The 15,812-nt window shown below is 33.7% G+C and carries 17 protein-coding genes and 1 tRNA gene; 10 read left to right on the top strand and 8 right to left on the bottom strand.

All coding sequences use genetic code 11. From position 1 onward, the window contains the following. Positions 1-20: 20 nt before the first annotated feature. A complete protein-coding gene (locus AC5LXV_RS10990; protein WP_493444835.1) occupies positions 21-758 on the bottom strand; it encodes a cyclase family protein in 738 nt (245 codons plus the stop codon). A gap of 316 nt (positions 759-1,074) precedes the next feature. Between AC5LXV_RS10990 and uvrA the strand changes: the two genes are divergently transcribed. The 8 genes from uvrA to AC5LXV_RS10950 all read left to right on the top strand — a co-directional run bounded on the left by uvrA (position 1,075) and on the right by AC5LXV_RS10950 (position 8,883). Next, positions 1,075-3,909 carry an excinuclease ABC subunit UvrA gene (uvrA, locus tag AC5LXV_RS10985; protein WP_493467995.1) on the top strand — a complete coding sequence of 945 codons (2,835 nt, stop codon included), beginning with the start codon at positions 1,075-1,077 and terminating at the stop codon, positions 3,907-3,909. Between the two features lie 45 nt (positions 3,910-3,954). Next, positions 3,955-4,554, top strand: a complete 600-nt coding sequence (gene plsY / locus AC5LXV_RS10980; protein ID WP_493466435.1) for a glycerol-3-phosphate 1-O-acyltransferase PlsY — start codon at positions 3,955-3,957, stop codon at positions 4,552-4,554. Positions 4,555-4,763: 209 nt separating this feature from the next. After that, positions 4,764-5,369 carry a recombination mediator RecR gene (recR, locus tag AC5LXV_RS10975; RefSeq protein ID WP_110433353.1) on the top strand — a complete coding sequence of 202 codons (606 nt, stop codon included), beginning with the start codon at positions 4,764-4,766 and terminating at the stop codon, positions 5,367-5,369. 80 nt (positions 5,370-5,449) lie between these two features. Further along, on the top strand, positions 5,450-6,271 hold the full coding sequence (locus AC5LXV_RS10970) for a pyridoxal phosphatase (RefSeq protein ID WP_493466434.1): 822 nt from the start codon (positions 5,450-5,452) through the stop codon (positions 6,269-6,271). A 15-nt stretch (positions 6,272-6,286) separates the two neighbouring features. Beyond that, entirely contained in the window at positions 6,287-6,994 is a 708-nt protein-coding gene (gene truC, locus AC5LXV_RS10965; protein WP_493466433.1) for a tRNA pseudouridine(65) synthase TruC, read from the top strand. 244 nt (positions 6,995-7,238) lie between these two features. Beyond that, the gene (locus AC5LXV_RS10960) at positions 7,239-7,652 is read left to right on the top strand and encodes a DUF4878 domain-containing protein (protein ID WP_493466432.1); all 414 of its coding nucleotides are present in this window, start codon (positions 7,239-7,241) and stop codon (positions 7,650-7,652) included. Between the two features lie 124 nt (positions 7,653-7,776). Then, positions 7,777-8,187 carry a DUF4878 domain-containing protein gene (locus tag AC5LXV_RS10955; RefSeq protein ID WP_493460073.1) on the top strand — a complete coding sequence of 137 codons (411 nt, stop codon included), beginning with the start codon at positions 7,777-7,779 and terminating at the stop codon, positions 8,185-8,187. A gap of 147 nt (positions 8,188-8,334) precedes the next feature. After that, positions 8,335-8,883, top strand: coding sequence for a C40 family peptidase (locus tag AC5LXV_RS10950; protein WP_493466431.1), 549 nt, complete (start codon positions 8,335-8,337; stop codon positions 8,881-8,883). Positions 8,884-8,998: 115 nt separating this feature from the next. Here the strand turns inward: AC5LXV_RS10950 and AC5LXV_RS10945 are convergent, their stop codons facing one another. The 7 genes from AC5LXV_RS10945 to AC5LXV_RS10915 all read right to left on the bottom strand — a co-directional run bounded on the left by AC5LXV_RS10945 (position 8,999) and on the right by AC5LXV_RS10915 (position 14,202). Then, positions 8,999-10,057 carry a tyrosine-protein phosphatase gene (locus AC5LXV_RS10945; RefSeq protein ID WP_493466430.1) on the bottom strand — a complete coding sequence of 353 codons (1,059 nt, stop codon included), beginning with the start codon at positions 10,055-10,057 and terminating at the stop codon, positions 8,999-9,001. Positions 10,058-10,071: 14 nt separating this feature from the next. Further along, on the bottom strand, positions 10,072-10,887 hold the full coding sequence (locus AC5LXV_RS10940) for a PTS system mannose/fructose/sorbose family transporter subunit IID (protein WP_110423363.1): 816 nt from the start codon (positions 10,885-10,887) through the stop codon (positions 10,072-10,074). After that, positions 10,884-11,675 carry a PTS mannose/fructose/sorbose/N-acetylgalactosamine transporter subunit IIC gene (locus AC5LXV_RS10935; protein ID WP_110433359.1) on the bottom strand — a complete coding sequence of 264 codons (792 nt, stop codon included), beginning with the start codon at positions 11,673-11,675 and terminating at the stop codon, positions 10,884-10,886. The genes AC5LXV_RS10940 and AC5LXV_RS10935 overlap by 4 nt, the downstream gene beginning before the upstream one ends. Before the next feature lie 37 nt (positions 11,676-11,712). Next, positions 11,713-12,186, bottom strand: coding sequence for a PTS sugar transporter subunit IIB (locus AC5LXV_RS10930; protein WP_493444828.1), 474 nt, complete (start codon positions 12,184-12,186; stop codon positions 11,713-11,715). 11 nt (positions 12,187-12,197) lie between these two features. Next, positions 12,198-12,629, bottom strand: a complete 432-nt coding sequence (locus AC5LXV_RS10925) for a PTS sugar transporter subunit IIA (RefSeq protein ID WP_493444827.1) — start codon at positions 12,627-12,629, stop codon at positions 12,198-12,200. A 208-nt stretch (positions 12,630-12,837) separates the two neighbouring features. Further along, positions 12,838-13,683, bottom strand: coding sequence for a MurR/RpiR family transcriptional regulator (locus AC5LXV_RS10920; RefSeq protein ID WP_493466429.1), 846 nt, complete (start codon positions 13,681-13,683; stop codon positions 12,838-12,840). A 222-nt stretch (positions 13,684-13,905) separates the two neighbouring features. After that, complete coding sequence (locus AC5LXV_RS10915) at positions 13,906-14,202, bottom strand: DUF6694 family lipoprotein (protein ID WP_493444826.1); 297 nt, start codon at positions 14,200-14,202, stop codon at positions 13,906-13,908. A 390-nt stretch (positions 14,203-14,592) separates the two neighbouring features. On the opposite strand from AC5LXV_RS10915, the gene AC5LXV_RS10910 reads away from it, so the two are divergent. Beyond that, a tRNA-Cys gene (locus AC5LXV_RS10910) sits at positions 14,593-14,666 on the top strand. Between the two features lie 933 nt (positions 14,667-15,599). Then, on the top strand, positions 15,600-15,800 hold the full coding sequence (locus tag AC5LXV_RS10905) for a thermostable hemolysin delta-VPH (protein ID WP_493466428.1): 201 nt from the start codon (positions 15,600-15,602) through the stop codon (positions 15,798-15,800). Positions 15,801-15,812: the final 12 nt, after the last annotated feature.

Raw genomic sequence — 15,812 nt, 5'->3', positions numbered from 1 at the left:
ATTTTAGAGCCTAATAACTATTACGGCAGTATGGCAAAAGAGCGTACCGGAAAACCTGAAGCATTATTCGGTTTGGCAACAATATTAAAGATCACCGATCCTTTAGCTGGCACTTGATCTAAATTGGTCATTAACTCAACTTGATAAGTGTCTTGCTCTAAAACATAGTATTCACCTTTTAACGCATTGTTTTCTCGGAATGCTTTCGCTGAATCAGTATCAAAAGTTTCATGACCAATAGCTTTAATTTTTCGCTCCTCGAATAAAAATTTCAATGCATCAAGTCCCCAGCCAGGAATTTGATTATTTCCAGCGGCATCTTTGTTTTCCATCGCAGATTGAGATGGCCATTTCTTACTCCAGTCTGTGCGTAACGCCACAAAACTACCAGCTTCAATTTGTCCATGCTGCTGTTCGAAAGCTAATACGTCATCTTTAGAAAACGAAAAATTGGGATCTAACTTAGCTCGTTCAGATTGGTCGATGACGATTAATGGTAATACAAGCTCTTGCAACTCCAGTTCATGCAAATAGCGAGTTTTAGGAACAAAATGAATTGGCGCATCCAAATGAGTACCATATTGACCGGCAAAACTAAAGTTTTGAGCTAAAAAGCCATCGCTGTGGTCGAATAGTGTTTTTATTTCAGCAGGTTTAAACATAAAAAAGTGGGGCGAATTGTGATCAAAAGCATGAGTCAAATCTATCCATTTTTTCGACTTTAATAAAGTTAATGCTTGTAAGACTTGGTTATTCAAAATTATTCCTTATATTTAAAAAAATCTCTTTTTTATTGTAAAATGAATAGATTAAGTTAACCAATAATTTTGAGTTATAAAAATATAACTTTTTGTTTTAATCAATTAAGAAAAAGTTGAGGAAAGGATTTTTTAAATAAGAAAAATACTTTATTGGTGTTTTTTAATTAAGATTTTTGCTTTGTATCATTGAAATTCTGCTAACCGACACTATTAAACTAAATAGTTGTATATTTAATCAATAAATACTGGCATAATATACAGTTAATTTTTGTTTCATTCATCTATAAACACACAAAAGAAGAGATCTATGTCAATTAAAGATATCGATATTCGTGGTGCAAGAACACACAATTTAAAAAATATAAATGTAATTATACCTAGAGATAAATTGGTGGTAATTACAGGTCTTTCTGGTTCAGGTAAATCATCATTAGCATTTGATACCTTATATGCAGAAGGACAAAGACGATACGTTGAGTCGTTGTCGGCCTATGCTCGTCAATTTTTGTCACTCATGGAAAAACCTGATGTCGATCATATTGAAGGATTATCGCCTGCTATTTCGATTGAGCAAAAATCAACATCACATAATCCCCGTTCAACAGTGGGTACCATCACTGAAATTTATGACTATTTACGACTTTTATTTGCTCGTATTGGTGAACCGCGTTGTCCAAATCATAATCTACCGTTAGCAGCGCAAACTGTTTCACAAATGGTTGATAGTATTATGGCGTTGCCATCTGAAAACCGTTATATGTTACTTGCGCCGGTTGTCACTGAGCGTAAAGGTGAGTTTGTTAAATTATTTGAGCAACTTGCGGCAAGTGGTTATATTCGCGTTCGAGTTGATGGTGATGTATATGATCTGTCTGATCCACCGATACTTGAACTTCAGAAAAAGCACACCATTGAAGTGGTTGTTGACCGTTTTCGTATTCGTGATGATTTGAAATTGCGTTTGGCGGAGTCAATCGAAACCGTACTTTCCATCACCAATGGTATTGTTAAAGTCGCTAACTTGGATGATCCTAAAGCAGAAGAGCATCTGTTTTCTGCCAACTTTGCTTGCCCGTTATGTGGTTATAGCATTTCTGAACTTGAGCCAAGATTATTCTCATTCAATAATCCTGCTGGTGCTTGTCCTGAATGTGACGGTTTAGGTGTACAACAATATTTTGATCCGAAACGGGTTGTTCAGATGCCAGAAGTATCATTGGCAGCGGGAGCGATTAAAGGATGGGATAGACGTAATTTTTACTATTTTCAGATGTTAAAATCGTTGGCTAACCATTATAAGTTTGATATCGATAAGCCATATCAAAAATTATCTGAAAAAGTAAAAGATATTCTCTTAAATGGTTCTGGTGACGAAGAAATACAGTTCGTTTATACCAATGATCGTGGTGATGTTGTTAAACGTAATCATCCTTTTGAAGGGATTATCAATAATCTTAGTCGCCGTTATAAAGAAACTGATTCGCAAACTATTCGCGAAGAGTTAGCTAAGTATATCAGTAATCGTCCTTGTCCATGCTGTGAAGGTTCACGTTTATGTAGAACTGCCCGACATGTATTTATTAATGATACTAACTTACCAACCATCAGCGATTTAAGTACACAACAAGCTAAAGATTTCTTTGATAAACTCACTTTAACTGGACAACGAGCTCAAATTGCTGAAAAGATTTTAAAAGAAATTAATGATCGTCTACAATTTTTAATCAATGTTGGATTGAACTATTTAACCCTGTCACGTTCTGCGGAAACTTTATCCGGAGGCGAGGCGCAGCGAATTCGACTGGCTAGCCAAATTGGTGCTGGGCTTGTTGGGGTGATGTATGTGCTTGATGAACCATCAATTGGTTTACATCAACGGGATAATAGCCGCTTGATTGATACGCTTACTCACTTACGAGATTTAGGTAATACCGTCATCGTTGTTGAACATGATGAAGAGGCGATCATGGCTGCTGATTATGTTATTGATATTGGTCCAGGAGCAGGTATTCATGGCGGTGAGGTTGTCGCTCAAGGTACACCAAAGCAGATTATGGCATGCAATAATTCATTAACCGGTAAATATCTTTCAGGAAAAGAGAAAATCGAGATCCCAGCAGAGCGTCATAAAGTTGATAAGAAAAGAATGCTATCGTTAATTGGTGCGACTGGTAATAATCTTAAAGATGTAACTTTAAATATTCCAGTGGGACTATTTACTTGTATTACCGGTGTATCTGGTTCAGGTAAATCAACCTTAATTAATGACACCTTATATCCTTTAGCTCAAAACGAATTAAATGGTGCAGAAAAAACCGAAATTGCGCCATATAAATCAATTAAAGGATTGGACTTTTTCGATAAAGTTATTGCGATAGATCAGAGCCCTATAGGGCGGACACCACGTTCAAATCCAGCAACTTACACTGGGTTTTTCACATCGATTCGTGAACTTTATGCCGGGGTGCCTGAAGCAAGGGCGAGAGGATATAATCCTGGTCGTTTTAGCTTTAATGTTAAAGGTGGACGTTGTGAAGCTTGCCAAGGCGATGGTTTAATTAAAGTTGAAATGCACTTTCTACCTGATATTTATGTACCTTGTGATCAGTGTCATGGGGCTCGATATAATCGTGAAACATTAGAGATCAAATATAAAGGCAAATCGATTAATGAAATTCTAAATATGACTGTTGAAGAAGGGCGAGAATTTTTTGACGCGGTACCAATGATTTCCCGTAAGTTACAGACATTAATTGATGTGGGTCTGGCTTATATCACAATTGGTCAGTCAGCAACGACATTATCTGGTGGTGAAGCACAACGAGTAAAACTTGCAAAAGAGTTATCTAAGCGAGATACTGGTAGTACGCTTTATATTTTAGATGAACCAACCACTGGGTTACATTTTGCTGATGTTAAACAATTGCTTGCTCAATTACACTCATTGCGGGACAAAGGTAATACCATTGTGGTTATCGAACATAATTTAGATGTTGTCAAAACCGCCGATTGGATTGTCGATTTAGGTCCAGAAGGCGGAAGTGGTGGTGGTGAAATTATCGCTGAAGGTACACCAGAAGATGTGGCTAATTCAAAAAGATCCTATACTGGTCAATATTTGAAACCATTATTGGAAAAGCAAAAATAATAACTACTGATATATCTAGATCAAGTAAACCTTAGGAGAAAGGATTTGGCATTACAAATTATATTAATGATCATTATCGCTTATCTTTGTGGTTCACTTTCTGGCGCTATGATTATTTGCCATTTAATGAAGTTAAATAATCCTTCTTTATATGGTTCACATAATCCTGGCGCAACTAATGTATTAAGGATAAATGGACGATTACCTGCTGTTTTTGTTTTAATCTTTGATATGTTAAAAGGTGCTATTCCGGTCTATATTGCTTATCGCCTTGGGATATCACCTTTCTTTTTAGGTATTATTGGTATTTCAGCTTGTCTTGGACACATTTTCCCCTGTTTTTTTCGTTTTCGTGGAGGAAAAGGAGTAGCAACTGCGTTAGGAATGATGGCACCTATTGGGCTTGATTGTACGGGTTGTTTTCTTTTGACGTGGTTTTTAGTGTTAATGATAACCGGTTATTCTTCCGTTGCAGCAATAGTCGGTTTTCTTTTTGCGCCTTTATATGTATGGTTATTTAAACCAGAATTGACATTGCCTGTGACAATGCTTTCATGTTTAATCATTGTTCGTCATAGCAGTAATATTATGCGATTGTTGAAAGGGGAGGAGTCAAAAAGTTTTTATCATCGCAGTAAAAATTAAACTAAATGCTAGTCTTTATAGATCCTAATCTTTTATCACTAAAATCTTAGTGATAAAAATTCGAAAAACTAAACTAATTAATTTTGATTGAAATTTCTTAAAATCTAAGTAATTTTAAATTGAAGTAATAGAATATTTTTTGTTTTATAGACAATTGAAACAAGGTATTATTATTTAATTAGTATAACTATGTGGTAACAAAATAATTCATGCAAATCAGTCCGCTTTTAGAATCACTTATTAGTGCATTTCGCTGCCTACCAGGGGTTGGTCCCAAATCGGCTCAACGAATGGCTTACCATTTATTACAACGTAACCGTCAAGCTGGGCTCCATTTAGCTCAAGAGTTAAATGAAGCAATGATTAACATAGGTCATTGTAAAGAGTGTCGAACTTTCACTGAGCAAGAGATCTGCAATATCTGCGCGAATGTTCGACGACAAAGTAATGATCAAATCTGTGTGGTTGAATCGCCAGCAGATATTTTTGCTATTGAACAAACTGGGCAGTATAGTGGTCGTTATTTCGTTTTACTTGGTCATCTATCGCCACTCGATGGTATCGGTCCGAGTGACATTGGTTTGGATTTATTAAAAAGGCGACTAGAATCAGAATCAATAAGTGAAGTTATTTTAGCCACCAATCCAACGATTGAAGGTGACGCTACTGCCAATTATATTGCTCAAATGTGCAGTGAATTTAACATTGTAGCCACTCGCATCGCGCATGGTGTTCCTGTGGGAGGTGAGCTTGAAATGGTGGATGGCACTACATTATCGCATTCATTTATTGGTCGCCAGAAGATAGATTTTTAGCTTTTATTATTAATTACGATTTATAATCCAACAGGGTTATTAAATATCAATATATATTAAATAATGGGAAAAAAGATTTTATGAAATATAAAGCAGTCGCCTTTGATATGGATGGTACTTTACTTGGTAGTAACCGATTAGTTCTCCCTGAAACTGTAGATATGATAAAAAAAATCAGTGATAAAGGAATAAAAGTCATTTTGGTTTCCGGTCGCCATCATACCGCTATCTATCCATACTATTATCAATTGAAATTATCAACACCAGCGATTTGTTGTAATGGAACTTATCTCTACGATTTTGAAAAACAACAAAGCTTTGCTGCAAAACCAATGACTAAACAGCAAGCACATACATTGTTAAATTTAGTTAATCAACATGGCATCCATACTTTAATTTATACCGACAAATTTATGACTTATGAAGTTCTTGATGATCATTTAGCCGGTTTCTTCCAATGGATAAAATCTTTACCTGAATTTTTACAACCGGAAGTGAAAAAAGTTGATGACTTCGAAAAACTTATTGAACAGGCTGATTTAATTTTTAAATTTGCGACAAGTAGTCATGATATTCCAGCATTAAAACGCTTCTCAAAAGCGGTTGATGCGCTTGATGAATTTTCTTGTGAATGGTCATGGTCAAATCGTGCTGATGTGGCGGTAAAAGGAAATACTAAAGGCAATGGATTAAAGCATTGGGCCGAACATGAAAATATCAAATTAAGCGAAATCGTTGCTTTTGGGGATAGCTTTAATGATATTAGCATGTTAACTATTGCGGGATTAGGTATCGCAATGGGTAATGCTGAAGAAGAGGTCAAAGAAAAAGCGAGTTATTCAATTGGTGATAACAATAGTTCAAGTATTGCCGCTGAACTTGAGAAAATATTTTTTAATTAAGTTAATTTTAAGATAATGTTTGAAGTTCTCTATCAAGACAATGATTTAATCGTAATCAACAAGCCAGAAGGGTGGTTAGTGCACCGGAGCTGGCTTGATAAACATGAAACTGTCGTGGTCATGCAAACGTTGCGCGATCAAATTGGTCAGCATGTCTATCCCATTCATCGCTTAGATAGACCAACCTCAGGTGTACTCATTTTTGCCTTATCTAGTGAGATAGCAAGGCTGTTGTCGGAACAATTTGCCTCAAATAAAATTGAGAAAACTTATCATGCCATTGTACGTGGTTATGTTGATGGTGAAGCCGTCATCGATTATCCATTAGTTGAAGAATTGGATAAGATTGCTGATAAGTTTGCCAATAAAGATAAACCTGCTCAAGATGCCATAACCTTTTATAAAGGTCTTAGCAAAATAGAGTTACCTATCGAAGTGGGAAAATATAAAACAGCAAGATATAGCTTTGTTGAATTAAAACCACAAACAGGGCGAAAGCATCAATTACGTCGTCATCTTAAACATATCTTCCATCCCATTATTGGTGATAGCAAACATGGTGATCTTCATCAAAATCGTGCTTTTAGTCATTATTTTGCTGTTAAGCGTCTTATGTTGCATGCTAGCACCGTTAAAATAATCCATCCTATTACCCTTAAACCCCTCACTATTCATGCAAAATTAAGTGATGATTGGTTAAAAATATTGAGGGAGTTCAAATAAAGTGAATTGATTAATCGTTAAATTTTGAATATTTTCCTTAATATTATTAATAAATCCCTATTATTCAATTTAATAAAAACTCATTGGTTATTGCATTATTCAATTAGGTGGTATAACCTCTTACCGCAATTAACTATTCCATTACACAATAATTAAAAAACTTTATTCATACTGTTTTTAAATTATTATTTGCACTGTTAGAAAGTTATAAGATCCAAATTAAACAAATTATTTAGGAAAAACAATGAAACGATTAGCTCAGTATATAGGAATTCTTTTTTTTACTTTACTTGCTGTTGCCTGTTCATCAGGTGAAAGTTCACCAGAAAAAGTTGCAGAAAAATATGTAAGCGCCATGTATAGCGGTGATGCCGATACCATAATAAAGATGATAAATATTCCTGACAGTGAAAAATCATCTCAGGTTAGTATGATGATCAAAGGTAAATTACAAGATAGTGTAACCAGAGCGAAAACCTATGCTGAGAATCATGGTGGCGTAGATAAAGTTGAATATCAGCCAACAAAATATCTTAATGATGATAAAACTCTAGCTGTGGTTGAAATGAATGTTGTCTTTAAAGACAATAAGAATAAAAATGAAAAACTTAAATTAATTAAAGTTGATGGTAATTGGTTTATTGAATTAGGTCATTAGGTTTAATATTATATATAAATGGTTTTCTAATCATGTATTAAATGAGAATGTTTTTTATTATTTTCTGTTGTTCAGTTAAAAGTAAAGAATAAAATAAATAAGTTATTAAATAGGGAAATAAAATATGAAAGTGTTATTTAAATTTTTAAGTGTATTTATGTTGGCATTAGTTGTTACAGCTTGTTCTTCAAATGATACACCTGAGGCGGTAGCTGAAAAATTCATTAAAGCTGGTTATACAGGTGATGTTAATGGCCTTATCGATGCTTTATACATTCCTGATGAATTAAAAACTAAAGGTGTTGATGTCAAGGGATTAATGAAGAGTAAAATGAAAGGTGTTACCGACCAAGCCGTCGCTACAGCCCAACAAAATGGAGGTTTTGACAAAGTAGAATTATCACCAATTGAATATAATAGTGATAAAACGTTAGCAAATGTTAAAACAACCGTTATCTTTAAAAATGGAACTAAGACTAATTCAGCATTATCTTTAATAAAAGTTGATGATAAATGGTTTATTAATTTTAAATAGTTCATAGAATTATTTGATAACCTAAAAAGGAAAACTAATTGTATTACCTTTTTAGGTTATAGATTACAACTTTAAATGTTTATGAAATTTCTTCATTATATTTTTATTTTTCTCCTTTTTATAAAAACTTCTGTTTATGCACTAGACTTGGCAAATTCGGATATTTCCTCTATAAAAAATTTTTCACAAATTAAAGCAGGTGATTGGATTTTCCGTAATGGTGTTCAAATAGATAGTTTTATCGTTAAAAAACTTGATGGTAGTGATTATTCCCATATTGGCATGATCGTTTCGGTGGAACCTGAAATTAAGATAATTCATGCAACAACCAATGATAATGAAAATAAGCCTAATCAAGTAATCATTTCTACTTTAACTGAGTTCACTGCCCCCGATTTAGCGCAAATGTATGCGGTGGCAAGACCGAATTTTTTATCAGATAAGCAAAAAAAGCAGATTATTGAAGAGCTGTTAACCAAACAAGGTGAGAGATTTATACTTGCTTCTCGCGATCAAGAACATTTATATTGTACATCTTTGTTATATGATACCATTATCAAATATCAACCTGATTTTAATCCAGAATGGCAATACGCCAAATTTCCACTGTTAAGTGGTGATTATTTATTTCCCGGGGCCTTTGCTAATTATCCAAATATCACTTGGATTTATGTTTATCCAGACAAAAAGCCATAGAGCATGTTGCTTTCTATTGCCAACTAGGAGCTGCGCTTAAACACTATTAGAAGCGTTTTTTTAAATAAGAAAGCGCAATTTTACAATTACGCTTTTGAATTGTTTTATTTGATGATTAATTTTCTAGATAAATAGACTGCATTCTTTCGAAATCTTGGTCGGTGAAACCAAGTTCTTGCTTAATGTAGTTGCTCGGTGAGCCAGCTATTTTTCTCATCGTATCGAAAATCTCATTAATAAAGCTTTCTCTGGTATCGATTAAACTTAATAGATAACCTAAAACATCTTCATTATCTGTAATTTCTCGATAAGCTGCCATTTTGATTTTATTACGTTCTAGACGATTATCATGGGTTAGCATATAATCATAAATAATATCAGATTCAGATACACCTAACATAATTTGGATTAGCATTACACCATAACCAGTCCTATCTTTTCCTCCACGACAGTGTTGTAGGCTAGGACTATTGTTGGCGTCTAAAATGACTTTTAACATTTGTCGATAAGCTGTTTTCGATTTTTCACTCAGTACAAAGTTACGATACTGTTCAAGAACCTGTATGCCATCGCCATTAACTAACTCTTTTGGAATATCGCGCAAGACACTTTCAATCAATGCTTGATCTTCATTACTAGGATCGGCAGCAAATTGCGCAGCAAGTTCAGCTGTTTGTGCTGACGCATCAAAATTGAAGGTTTGTTTTTCGCCTATTGTATCATTGGGGTTAGTTTTTATTTCATTTTCACTACGGTAATCAATTATCGTTTTGATATTCAACGCCTGTATATATTGTTGCGCATCGGGTTTGAGTCCATGAAGATGATTGGAACGATATAACAGTCCCCATTTTACCCGTTTCCCTTTGGCACCAGCATACCCACCAAAATCACGGAAATTATTAAGTCCTGTGATTGGTAATGTCCTTTCTGCAAATAGATATGGCGATTGGTCATGAATATCTAATATAAGATAGATTCGACTTTTGGCGTTTAACGGATCATCAAATATTACCGGTGAGTTTAATGCCTTTCCAATTAACGTTTTATTATTAGTATGGGCATTAGCTTCGGTTGTCCAATATAAATTAGCAGGCTGATCACTACTAAAAGTTACCTCCAATTTTCCTTGTTTGTTGCGAACTACAGATATTTCGTTATTTTTTTCTATCATAGCTATCTTCCTGCTTAGTGTAATATACCGAATGATGAAAGAATGACACCGATTACCATAACCGCGATAATTAGTGATACCGTATACTTACCTTGGAATTTTCTAACTAAGAAAAATACAGCTAAGGTAAAAAGAAGTGTTAATAAATTCGGCATTACCTTATCAAACATCTCTTGTACTTTTATTGATTGTTCTCCAACTTCGATTAAATAAGGTGTTGAAACTTTTACCGTTGAAGCAATCAGCGATCCCAATACCATCACACCCACGACATTGGCTACATTACTAATTCTTTGGATAATATTAGAATTTTTGGATTGTTCAATAAGATCAATCCCTTTGTTATATCCATAGTGAACAAAGAAATATTTTGTGAAAATATTCACAAAATTGTAGATCAAAAACATTAATATTGGACCAATAATATTACCTTGTAATGCAAAGGCCGCTCCAATACTTCCGCATATCGGCATCCAGGTAAATTTTAGTAAACTATCGCCCAATCCAGCAAACGGTCCCATTAATCCAGCTTTTAATGAAATGACGGCATCTTTTTCTTCTTCGCTTGTTTTCTCTTCGACAGCAGCAGTAACACCAAGGACTAAAGCACCAGCATTAACCTGAGTATTAAAAAACTCAAAATGACGTTGCATTGCCTTAACACGGGTTTCTTTATCCGCATCTTTATAAAGACGATCAAGAATTGGAATCATGCAATGTGCAAATCCAATAGTTTGTAATTTTTCATAGTTGAATGAAAAAGGGATAGTTTGAATTTTCCAAAAGACGCTATTAAGATCTTTTTTCGTAATTTTCTTCTCATTGCTCATAGGTCATATTCCTCTTCAATGCTGTCATTTTGTATCGGTTTTTCAGTGTTAGTTTGATTATTATTTTTACCAGCGGTAAATGCCATGTCATATAAAACAGCAAAGGCAAGTGCAACAAAGGTAACTGGTATGATCGGTAGTTTTAGGTAACTCGTTAAAACAAATCCAAGTAAAAAGAAGAACCACATAGATCCTTTTAAGAGCATCAGTAATAAAATACAGATACCGACTGCGGGGATTAATTTTGAAGCGACACCCATACCGTCAATGATATTCTTTGGAATCGCGTCTAATATTGTTTTAATCAGATCACTACCAAAATAAATAGCTAAGAAACATGGGACGGCTCTAATCAAAAACCATATAGGCGTTGAAAAATAGTGTACTTTAACAAGTCCTTTATAATTACCATTTTGTATACTTTTTTCTGCCCATGGGTTTAAGAAACAAGCAAATGATCGCCAAAGTATAAGTAACTGCTGACAAAGAATTGAAACCGGTAAGGCAAGAGCGACGCCTGTTGCAACGCCACCATCGGTTGAAATTCCTAATGAAACGCCAATAATTGCGCCAGCAACAATATCAGGGGCAGAATAGGCACCAACATTGCCAACGCCCATCCACATTAGTTCAAGTGTTGCGCCAATGGCTAATCCTTGAACCATATCACCCATAATTATCCCAGCTACAGTACCAGTTAATAAAGGTCGACGTAACATCTGTGGTCCGACGTCATCGAGTGAACAAATTCCCGCCCAAATGGCGACAAGAATAGCTTGTGTTAACATATGTTAACCTCCAAATGATGAAATAAAGATATATTAATTAACTGAGTAGTGTTTTAAGATCGACAATTGGATCTTTAGGCACCATTTGAACTTCAACTATGACATTTTTCGCAATTAGGTTCCTAAATGCTTGTTCTTCCTCAGGAGTAACTGAAACCGCTCTGGATAATTGATGACGACCATCTTGCATTCGCATACCACCAACATTAAGTTTTTCTAGCGGCAATCCACCATCAACTAATGCGTCAACATCAATGCTGTTGGTGAAAAGTAACATCGTCCTTTTTTTGATAGTTGTCTTTTTAAGAATTTCGATAAATTCTTGTACTCCAAATACTAGTACTTTTAATCCTGGTGGTGCCGACATGGTTAATACTGATTGTTGGACCTTGTCGTTAGCCACTTTATTGTTGATAACTAACACTTGCTCTATATCATAATTTTTTACCCAAGTAGTAATAACTTGTCCATGAATTAGGCGGTCATCGATTCGTGCTACATTAATTGGCATTGCTGTTCTCCTTACAACTCATTAGATTCTTCATGTTGAACATTTAATAATTGCTTAACATCTATACAGCTTTGAGGAAAAATATCTTCAATAGCTTGTTTTACATCATTTAATGTTCCTTCTCGATTGTTTAAAACTTCAAGTAATACAGGAATATTAAATCCACAAAATAACAATACATCGTTATGGGATATCAGTAATTCGCTAGCAAGATTGCAGGGAGTTCCTCCCATAATATCAACCAAAATAATCACTCCATTACCTTGATTAAGTTGACTATAACTACTCTGCATTTCTTGGCGTAACATATCGATATTGCTATCAATTAAGACTGAAATAATATGGATATTTTCTTGTTCGCCCATAAGCATCTGTGCGCACTCAAGTGCCCCTTGAGCAAATGGACCATGACTGGCTAAAATGATAGGTAAAGGATTTGACATAAAAATTTCCTTATAATGTAATTTTATTACTAAATATTTTGCTTTGCTTAGTAACAAAATTACATCTTCAACTAAAAATAGTCATCTATTTTTTGTTAAATTTTTATAATTTTGTGAACAAGATCAAATTTATTAAGTGAAAGGTAGAAGATAGTAACCCTCTAATATGATGGGATTATTTGGTATGTTTGTTTATTAAACTTTGTTTTTAATTATTTCGCGGATATTTTCGTTTTTCACGATTTTGCGTTTGTTGTAACAATCTTTCATCATATTTTCGAATGAATAAGTTAGTGAGTAACATATTCACCACCGATATTTGTGATATTTTAGATCGTATTGGAATTAATCTCGATGCGTGTTCCATTGAGGTGGTATGCAAGACAATAGAGGCTAATGAGGAGATTTGACTTTGTCCCATTTTAGTAATCGCAATTGAGGGGACAAATGATTGTTCAGTGAGTTTAAGTAATTCAACACAATCGGGCGTCTCACCCGAATGGGAAATAATAATAACCAGATCATTATTGTCTAATGTACTGATTAAATTCCGCGACATATGTGGATCAAAATGGCAATTTACATCTTTCTTAATTTTAATTAGTTGATATTCAAGTTCTTTACCAACTAAGCCGCTACTACCCACGCCAAAAATCACAATTTTGTTACTTTGAATAATTAATTCAATGGCACTATTTAATGCGTTCACATTAACAATAGAGTGAGTTTCGTCTATTGAGGATTTTTCCATAGCTTGAACTTTACTGTTAACATCTTCAAGAGAATCATTGAGATTAATATCATCTTGAAGAATTTCAGTACTTAGTTTTTGAGGAATTGATCCAATAAGATCGACCTTAAAATCACTAAAGCCTTTATAACCCAACTTATTACAGAGTCGTAAAATAGTGCTTGTACTAACATGATTGAGCTTGGCTAAGGTTTGTATACTCATATTTTTTAGTGCTTGAGTATTGGCAATAATATACTCTGATACTTTTAACTCTTTAGTTGATAAATCTTTTTTCACTTCTCTGAGTTTTAATTCAATCATTGCACACCTCAAAAAACACTTTCAGTGAAGTAAGTATATAAAATTTGACTAAAAAATTAAAAAAAAATTATAAATTATGTAATTAATAAAATTATCATAATTAAAACTTGTGGTAATTATCATTTATAAAAGAAAGGAAGTAATAAAAAGAAAAGGTAAAATATAACTAGATTTATTCATATAAAACCCGCTTATGCGGGTTTTATCGGTTAACCAAGGAAATTATTTATCAAATTCACTGATAATTTCTTTAGCTGTTTTACCGTTAAGTTTGCTTTTAATTTCATCAAAGATTTTGTTTTCATCGCCAGCATTCGCTTGGTTACTTGCTGCAGTAGCAGTTACTTTAACCATTGCACGTGCAAAAGCAATTTTATCCGCGTCACTTAATTTTTCACCGGCTTTTTGTACAGAAGTTGTATAAGCTTCTTTTGTTGATAAGTCCAGTTTAGGAGCATCGTCACCACAACCAACAAGAACAAAACTTAATAATGATACCGCTAATAATTTTTTGAACATTTCCTTTCCTTAAAAATATATGGTTAATAGGTAGCGCTATTTTTATACTAAATACACATGATTATCAAGTAATAAATCCATTCTTCAATAAAAATAAAAATTGTTAAAAAAAAGATGAATTTAATCAAATTAATTTTAGCTAAAATTATTTCTTTTTAGGAAATTATCAAGCAATGTTCTTTCGAATAAATCGGTTTTTAAAGTTTGGAATAATTTTTCAACTTTTAATAATAATACTGCTTTATATATACTCATTGGCGTATTTAATTACTGTTCTATGTTTAGTACAAGTGAAATAATCTAACCGACTGCTGTAATTATAAGCTATTAAGCCTTGACGATAAGGTAAGCCAATGCTAATATTTGCCACCTATTCAGATAGACCTCTACGGCGCGTTGGCAGAGTGGCCATGCTGCGGATTGCAAATCCGTCTACCTCGGTTCGACTCCGGGACGCGCCTCCATTATATTATCAGATTTATCACTTTCTTATAGTCTTATCAAATTCGATTGTTTTAACATTTAGAGTATTAAGTTTGCTTAACTTTTTTATCTATTTACCTAAGGTTAGTCCGTTTGTAATACGTTAGTATTTTTTAAAGCGCTATTAACTCATAAAGTATAGGATGAGTACTTTTAAAGCCTTTGAACATATCTTACTATTTAATTTTTTTAAATTTATCAACAGTAGCTTCCGTTTCACTAAATTATCTATAAAAAAATTCGTATTTGGCACCACAATTAAATAATATCCTCATGCAAAGAGAATCGGAATAATGTCTTCTTCATAACTTTAATTTATCGAGAGGTTTGATTTTATTCAATTAATATTTCATGCTTATTACATTTAGTTACCTTTTTTGATGGTTATTTTTTTTAATAATGCAAATTTAATGGTTGTTAAAGCTATTTAATAAAGTTTCAATTACCTAATAGCTTTATCCGACTGTCTCACTTAGACTTTTCCCATAATTCCCATAGTTTACATGATTTCATATATTAAATGTAATTATAAGAGGTTAGTTACCGAGAGTAAGTAGGGTGATTAGAGAAATAATAATCGGCTCATCTCAAAGTTGATTTTCACTATACCTTTCAGGATAATTGGTTACCAATGTGCATAATGATTTTTCAAAATTACTTATAGATGATCACTATGCTTATCATCCGCACAACCAGAAATCACTAATGCTATTAATGTATTCAAAATCAGAGATTGAATCTATTTTTTACTAAATCTTTGTGATTAATTAATGCACTATTGATTTCGATTTTTTGCTTTATTAATTAAAATTAACGTCTGGGTTTCAATCAAAATTAGAGGTCATCATTAGTCCTGAGTATTGATTGAATATTAGCTTCTTATAATGTTGCTGAATAATTAGGATGAAGTAAATATGGGTTACTTTAACTATCATGCCAAAGCCAAAAATTTGATAAAAGAGGGCTTACTTGTTCGATACGAGTTTGTTGATAACTGGAACGGTATCAAACCAGCGTTAGTTTTATATTTTAAAAATGCTAATCCAATGCCGATAAGAGAATATCGCTGGCAAGAATATTTACCGCTTATTGGGGGGGAGGGTGAAAATGATTAATATCCAATATAT

This window comes from Gilliamella sp. LMG 34359 (assembly GCF_984569085.1).
This window is presented reverse-complemented; position numbering and strand designations above follow the sequence as displayed.

Coding starts and splice junctions, on each gene's coding strand:
- recR (WP_110433353.1), top strand. CDS start 4,764: ATGCAAATCAGTCCGCTTTTAGAATCACTTATTAGTGCATTTCGCTGC.
- AC5LXV_RS10970 (WP_493466434.1), top strand. CDS start 5,450: ATGAAATATAAAGCAGTCGCCTTTGATATGGATGGTACTTTACTTGGT.
- truC (WP_493466433.1), top strand. CDS start 6,287: ATGTTTGAAGTTCTCTATCAAGACAATGATTTAATCGTAATCAACAAG.
- AC5LXV_RS10960 (WP_493466432.1), top strand. CDS start 7,239: ATGAAACGATTAGCTCAGTATATAGGAATTCTTTTTTTTACTTTACTT.
- AC5LXV_RS10955 (WP_493460073.1), top strand. CDS start 7,777: ATGAAAGTGTTATTTAAATTTTTAAGTGTATTTATGTTGGCATTAGTT.
- AC5LXV_RS10945 (WP_493466430.1), bottom strand. CDS start 10,057: ATGATAGAAAAAAATAACGAAATATCTGTAGTTCGCAACAAACAAGGA.
- AC5LXV_RS10940 (WP_110423363.1), bottom strand. CDS start 10,887: ATGAGCAATGAGAAGAAAATTACGAAAAAAGATCTTAATAGCGTCTTT.
- AC5LXV_RS10935 (WP_110433359.1), bottom strand. CDS start 11,675: ATGTTAACACAAGCTATTCTTGTCGCCATTTGGGCGGGAATTTGTTCA.
- AC5LXV_RS10930 (WP_493444828.1), bottom strand. CDS start 12,186: ATGCCAATTAATGTAGCACGAATCGATGACCGCCTAATTCATGGACAA.
- AC5LXV_RS10925 (WP_493444827.1), bottom strand. CDS start 12,629: ATGTCAAATCCTTTACCTATCATTTTAGCCAGTCATGGTCCATTTGCT.
- AC5LXV_RS10920 (WP_493466429.1), bottom strand. CDS start 13,683: ATGATTGAATTAAAACTCAGAGAAGTGAAAAAAGATTTATCAACTAAA.
- AC5LXV_RS10915 (WP_493444826.1), bottom strand. CDS start 14,202: ATGTTCAAAAAATTATTAGCGGTATCATTATTAAGTTTTGTTCTTGTT.
- AC5LXV_RS10905 (WP_493466428.1), top strand. CDS start 15,600: ATGGGTTACTTTAACTATCATGCCAAAGCCAAAAATTTGATAAAAGAG.